6 protein-coding genes are annotated in these 6,185 nt (G+C 65.6%); 2 read left to right on the top strand and 4 right to left on the bottom strand.

Features of this window, described 5'->3' with window-relative positions:
- Nucleotides 1-1,450, top strand: a 1,450-nt coding sequence (locus WCZ84_RS13430; protein WP_372686786.1) for an MFS transporter, incomplete at its 5' end; no start/stop codon positions are given.
- Here the strand turns inward: WCZ84_RS13430 and alr are convergent.
- Genes alr through WCZ84_RS13415 form a run of 3 tightly spaced genes read right to left on the bottom strand, consistent with a single transcriptional unit; the run spans nt 1,362 to nt 4,801 of the window.
- On the bottom strand, nt 1,362-2,564 hold the full coding sequence (gene alr / locus WCZ84_RS13425) for an alanine racemase (RefSeq protein ID WP_372686785.1): 1,203 nt from the start codon (nt 2,562-2,564) through the stop codon (nt 1,362-1,364). The genes WCZ84_RS13430 and alr overlap by 89 nt on opposite strands.
- A 3-nt stretch (nt 2,565-2,567) precedes the next feature.
- Nucleotides 2,568-2,999 (bottom strand): ATP-binding protein, encoded by a 432-nt coding sequence (locus WCZ84_RS13420; RefSeq protein WP_372686784.1) that lies wholly within the window; start codon nt 2,997-2,999, stop codon nt 2,568-2,570.
- Nucleotides 3,000-3,031: 32 nt separating this feature from the next.
- Complete coding sequence (locus WCZ84_RS13415; RefSeq protein WP_372686783.1) at nt 3,032-4,801, bottom strand: solute carrier family 23 protein; 1,770 nt, start codon at nt 4,799-4,801, stop codon at nt 3,032-3,034.
- Nucleotides 4,802-4,911: 110 nt separating this feature from the next.
- On the opposite strand from WCZ84_RS13415, the gene WCZ84_RS13410 reads away from it, so the two are divergent.
- On the top strand, nt 4,912-5,265 hold the full coding sequence (locus WCZ84_RS13410) for an STAS domain-containing protein (RefSeq protein WP_372686782.1): 354 nt from the start codon (nt 4,912-4,914) through the stop codon (nt 5,263-5,265).
- A 50-nt stretch (nt 5,266-5,315) separates the two neighbouring features.
- Here the strand turns inward: WCZ84_RS13410 and WCZ84_RS13405 are convergent.
- The coding region (locus tag WCZ84_RS13405; protein WP_372686781.1) for a patatin-like phospholipase family protein at nt 5,316-6,185 on the bottom strand (870 nt) is incomplete at its 5' end.

Raw genomic sequence — 6,185 nt, 5'->3', positions numbered from 1 at the left:
GGCTCATATACAGATCCTATTGGATGGCGCCCGCATGACCGATGGGATCCGTGCCCGGATCCTCGATGCCGCCACCGTCATGGTCGTGGCACTGGTGGCGACGTTCGAACTGCTGCTGTTGCTGGCTTTGCTGATGGATCGTGTGCTGCTGCGGCACGAAAGCCACGAACCGGGCGTCGTGACGGATGATGCCGACCCCGTGCGGCCTGGCCGCATTGCCCGACCGGTGATGTTTGGCTTTTTGTTCGCCATGGCCATGCCGCTGAGCTTCTTGCCCCTGTACGCTCGCAGTTTGCTGCCGCTGGTCCAGCAGGCCCGTGGGTTCGAGTATCTGCTCGGTGTGCCCATCGCGGCCGACATGGGCTGCGGGCTCGTGGCCGCGCTGTTGGCCGGGCGTCTGACGGACCGCCGCGGCTGGGCCCTGCCGGTGCTTGCGGGCCTGTTGGTTGGCATGGCGGGCAACGTGGCCAGCGGTCTGGCGCCTTCATGGTCCACGCTGGTGGCGGCGCGGGCGCTGGCCGGGTTCGGGTATGGCCTGGCGTGGATGGGCCTGCAGGGGTTCATTGTCTTGCATAGCCCGGTCGCGCATCGAGGCCGCAATATGGCGATCCTTGTGGCAGGGCTATTTGCGGGGTATTTATCAGGGGCGGCCGCGGGCGCCATGCTCGAGCAGCAGCTGGGCGCGATCGCGGTGTTTCTGCTCTCAGCGGGCTTGTTGGCGCTACCGTTTCTGGGGGTGTTCATGTTGATGGGGCCTGGCAGGCAGGGCGTGCCGCTCGAGCGGTCCAGGCCATCGCGACCCGGCCCGGGGCTCTCTGTGGCCATGTCATGGCGCACTCTGCGCGCCCTGGTGTTCAGCCGCGACTATGGTCTGTTGCTGCTGGCTTGCATCGTCCCGTTTTCCGTCGCTCAGGCCGGCCTGCTGAGTTACGCACTGCCTTTGTACGTGGAAGCCGCCGGCGGCACCACGGCCAGCGTCGGCCGCATGATCATGCTGTATGGGCTATGCGTCATTTATCTGGGGCCCCCGATGGCCCGGATCACGGATGGCAGCGCGCACCGAAAAGCATGGATCGTGGCAGGCGGCGTGTTTGGCAGTGCAGGGCTGTTGGGTTTGTATTGGGGCGACGGCCTGGCCATGGCGACCGGCGCCGTGCTGTGCCTGGCCGTGGCCAGCTGCCTGGCGGGCAGCGCACAGCTGGCGTATATGCTGCAGTTGCGCAATGTGCGCGACTACGGGGCCGGCCGCGCCACGAGCGTCATGCGGGCGGCCGACAAATTCGGGCAGATGCTGGGGCCTCTGCTGGTGGGGGCGCTGCTGGCCTGGGTGAGCCTGCCGGTGGGGCTGGCCGGGGTGGGCCTCATCTATCTTCTGGCCACTTTAGCGTTCTGGCGCTTTGCGCCGCGGCGTCCGAAGCCGGAACCTGTCGCCGAACGACCCGCGCAGTAAGGGCGGTGCACAGCTGTGCCGGAATCGTGTCTGCTCGACGGGCGACGTGCTCGATGGGCAGCAGCGGGTCGCCCCACAAGGTGATGGGAGACGACCGGGGCAGACCCGTCAGGTCGATGGCCAGGGTTTCCATGGCGACCCGGCCCACGATCCGGCTGTGCGATCCGCCGACCAGTACCTGCGCGTCAGGCCCTGGACGGCGCGGAAATCCGTCTGCATAGCCGCACGCGAGCAGGCCGATTTGCATATCATGGGGGGCGCGGAAATCCGCCCCGTAGCCCAATGGGCTGCCGGCTGCCAAGGGCCGTACCTCGAGCAAAGGCGCCTGCAGCCGCATGGCAGGCCGTAGCCCGAGCGCGCCGCCGTGCTCGCCAGATAGTGGGCTGATGCCGTACAGAGCGATGCCGGTGCGCACCCAATCCGTGCGTGCCGCCTGCTCGGGTTCGATCAGCAGCGATCCGGAATTTTCCGTGCAGACCGGGCCGGGCAGGCCCGCCCGGCAGTGGCTGAAAAACTGCCGTTCTTCTTGCAGCTGTTGCGGATCTTCGCCACTGGCGTAATGGCAGAAATGCCCAATGCCGCTCACGTGCCCAGCTTGTTGCAACTCGGCCAGGCGCAGGTAGGCTTTTCGATAGCTCGCCGGGTCGAAGCCGCCGTGGTTCAGGTGTCCGCGAAAGCGCAGCCACGCGTGCAGCGGCCGGCCGGTCGGACACAGGCCGAGCTGACGCAGCGCCGACCAGTCGTCAACCACCCAGTGCAGGGGGAACAGGGCGGCATGGTGCAAATCTTCGGGCTCGAGCCGCGAGCCCATCACCAGCAGCGGCTTTTTCCAGCCCATCTGGCGACACGCATAGGCTTCCTGCTTCGAGAATACAGCCAACCCGTCGGCATCGTGTAGGCCTGGATAGACCATGGCCAGGCCGTGCCCGTAAGCGTCGGCCTTGACGACGGCCCACAGGCGTACGCCCGGCGCCGGATCGTCTGCCCGCGATGCCGCCAGTACCTGACGCAGATGCCGCAGATTGTGGGCCACGGCGTGCGGGTCGATCAGCGCCTGCACGGCGTGCAGGCTGGGGTCGTACCCTGGGAAGCCGGAGGGCGGGGTGTGCGGCACGGATCAGTTTCCCGATGATGCGGTGTGGACGATCAGCCGCAGATGATTGCGATGATTTCGGCGTTCATAGTGAATCTCGTCCAGATAGTGGCGCATCAGACGCAGCCCGTGTCCGCCGGGACGGGCGCCTGCCAGCGAGCCCGCGAGCGGCGGCAGGTCGCGTTGGGTCGGATCGAACGCCACGCCATGATCGATGATGTCGATGGCCGTGCTGTGTGGGCTTTCCAGGATACGCAGGTCGATCTGTTTCTTTTCGCTGTGTGCCTGTCCCTTGAAACCGTGCATCACGATGTTGCCCAACGCTTCATCCAGGCACAGGGCCAGGTGCCGCGCCACGGATTCGGGCCAACGGCGCTGGCGGGCGGTGGCGGCAAGCCAGGAGAGCGCCGGCGGTATGGCCCCGGGCACGGCCTCGAGCGTCCATGTCGCAGTCACTTGCATCGCGGGGCGGCGGCCGGCCATGGCGGTCAGTGTGCAAAATGCAGATGAAGATAGGACGTCTCCCCCCGCGTACCGCTTTTCAAGTTGTCGGCCAGGCGTTTGAGCAGCACCCCGGACACATTGGCCAGCGCACGGTCCATGGCAGCCTGGAAGGCATCGCCATCCAGATCCAGCAGGCGGGCATCCACGGTGGTGTCGGGGCTGCCCACTGGCAGGGGCGGGCCGTTGTGAATGAGTTCGAGTTCCAGGTTGAATTCATCGAACGAGCCCTTGAGCCCGAGCAGCGGCCGCCCGCCTGCGGCAGAAACCGCTTCGGCGGCTTCCAGTGCGGCTTGGGCCGCACGCTTGACCACGTCGCGCCGGGCACTCCAGACAGCCCCCTGGGCTTCGACGAAATCTGTGATCTGGCGTGCCATGGGCGACGGGCCGACGTGCGTGAGATCCAGGCGGGCGGTCTGGGACGTGCCCAGCCGGAAAATCAGGTTCAGGACAATGGCCGTCAGGCCCGCCACGATGATGCCGTTGCTGGCGATGAAACGTACGGACTCGGGGGCCAGGTCCGCCAGGCTTGGGGAGAACATGACGCCCAGGCCCGCCACGAAGGACAGCCCGATCATGAAGATGGCCCGCGCATCCAATGCCCGTGAGGCGATCAGTTCGATGCCGGAGACGATCAGGTAGGCAGCGGCATACAACGCGACCGCACCAATGATGGGCCGTGGGATGAGGGTAAGGGAGAGGGTGATCTGCGGCAGAAACGCGGCCAGGGCCAACAGAGCGGCGGCCACGAGACCCACCCAGCGCGATGTGGTCCGGCTGATGTGGGCGAGGGCGATATTGGCGGAGGACACCGCATTCGGGTAGGCCCCCAGCCATGCGGCCAGCATGTTGCCCAGGCCATTGGCGCGTATCCCGGCGCCGGCCATTTGCATGTTGGGCCGGCGCCAGTCGCTGTCGTTCATTTTATGCATCAGCACCACGCAGCCAAACACGTCGAGTTGAGTCATGAGGGCGAGCACGCCGACGGCGATCAGCACGGAAGGATTGACATCGAAATTGGGCGCAGGGACAGGCGGAATATCGAATACTGGGATGGTGCCGAGCTGCTCGAAGCCCTCGAGGCGGCCCATCAGCCCCGCCAGCACCACCCCCACGAACATGCCCGCCAGCAGCGCAAACAATTTGCCCCGCCGGCCGCCCCAGATGGACAATGCGACGATCACCAGCAGGGTGGCCAGACCGACTATCGCCTCGGTGCCGTTTATCTGGCTGTCGTTGTCCATCCCGCCGAGCTGTTCCAGCCCTGGGGTGATGAGCGACAGGCCGGCTATGCACACCACGACCCCGGCGACGGTAGGCGGCAACACCGAGCGGAGATAGGGCATCACATACCCTGCGCACAGCGCCACGGCGCCATTGACCAGGCCGACCAGCACCAGCCCGCCCAGCCCGTATTCGCCCAGCACGAGCCCGGCTATCAGGACCAGCACGGGATCGGGGATGTGGACCAGCAGCAGGCCCGCGCCCAGCTTGCCGCCCCAGGCTTGCAAAAAAGTGGCCAGCGCCATGCCCAGGATGGTGGCCGTGACCAGGCTGCGCGTGGCCTCGGCGTCGAGCCCGCCGATGCGGGCCGACGCCAGCACGTAGACGATGAGGGCCAGGGCGGTGGCCATGTGCTGCACGCCCAGCCCGAGCAAGGTGGGCAGGGGGGGCCGTTCGTCGCCTGCATAGACGAGGTCCTGGGGGCGCTGAAAGGGCGGTGAAGGCGGCAGTCTGGGGTGGATGAGATGTGTCATGCGGCTGCGATGTCGGTGTTCTTGATATCCGGGCTGCACGACCATTGCCGGCATATGTTGATTATTATATGGTCTTGAGCTGCGCTTCTCTTCATTTTGGCTGGCTATTCATGAACATACTCAGTGAAAAAAACGGTGCTGTGCGCATCATATCCGTAATTGGGCAGATCAACAGCGGCAATGCGGCAGAAGCCGAAACCCAGCTGCTGGCCCAGTTGCAGCAGGGCGATACGTATTGCGTGTTGGATCTGGCCGAAGTCGATTACATCTCGAGCGCAGGGTTGCGGGTCGTGCTGATGCTTGCCAAACGACAGAAGCAAAATGCCGGCCAGCTCGTGCTGTGCCGGCTCCAGCCTCACGTACACGAAGTATTCGACATCAGCGGGTTTCTATCTATCCTGTCGGTCGCACCCGATCGTACGGCGGCGCTTGCGCGCATCGCGCAGGTGCCCGTATCGACTTGAAGGTGGCCGACGAAGGTGGCCGGCGGCCCGGGCGGTGCCAGCCGCGCCGGTCAGCTGCCCGCCTGCCCCTGGGCCGCCAGCAGCCGCAGGGCCGTCAGATAGCCTTCGTGCCGCTGGCGCAAAATAGCCTGCATCGAAAAATCATAATGGGCCGCCAGGGGCTCTTTGGTTGAACCATCGCGTACGATGCGCGTGACGGTACTGGCGGCACCCCGGCCCATCAACTGGACATAGCGCGGCCGTTGCCGCAGGCGGGCTGCGACATCGGGCTCGACCGTCGCCATGATTTCATCGACCAGGCCCTTGAATTCGTGGACCAGCTCGCGCACGTGCGCATCGTTGCGAATCCGTTCACCGTAGATGATTTCATCGCGCCTCGAGAGCACTTCGGCCAGATTCGATGGCAGGGGCCGCTCGCCGGGAAACAGGTCGACGATGAATACCTGTTTGTTGTCCGGGCCGCAGCGCAGCAGCACCTGCTCGAGCGGTGAATTGCTGATGATGCCGCCATCCCAATAATGGCGGTCGTCGATCGTGGTCCAGGGGAAGATGGGGGGCAGGCTGCAGCTGGCCAGAATGTGATCCGCGGTCAGGGTATCGACCCGGCTGTCGAAATAGACCAGTTCGCCGCGATCCACCTCGACCGCCGAGACGATCAAGCGCGTCGGGCTGTCGCCAAGACAGGAAAAATCCACGTATTTGGACAACAGCTCGCGCAGGGGCGTAGGATCGTACAGGCTGGTCCAGTGCGCGGGCCACCATTCGCCCTGTGCGCCGGGCGACAGCCAGCGCGGCTTGAAGAATTCCGGGATGCCCCACATCATGGTCGCGCCCACCGCCAGGGCGCGGCTCAGCGTGTCCGATGCCGGCACCGGGGCGCGGACGCCGATTTCATTCCAGAAGGCTTCGACCGCGTCGGC

The sequence above is a fragment of the Castellaniella sp. genome, from assembly GCF_041675725.1.
GTDB lineage: Bacteria > Pseudomonadota > Gammaproteobacteria > Burkholderiales > Burkholderiaceae_B > Castellaniella.
Note: the sequence above shows the minus strand (reverse complement) of the source record. Positions and strands in the feature narration are given on the sequence as shown.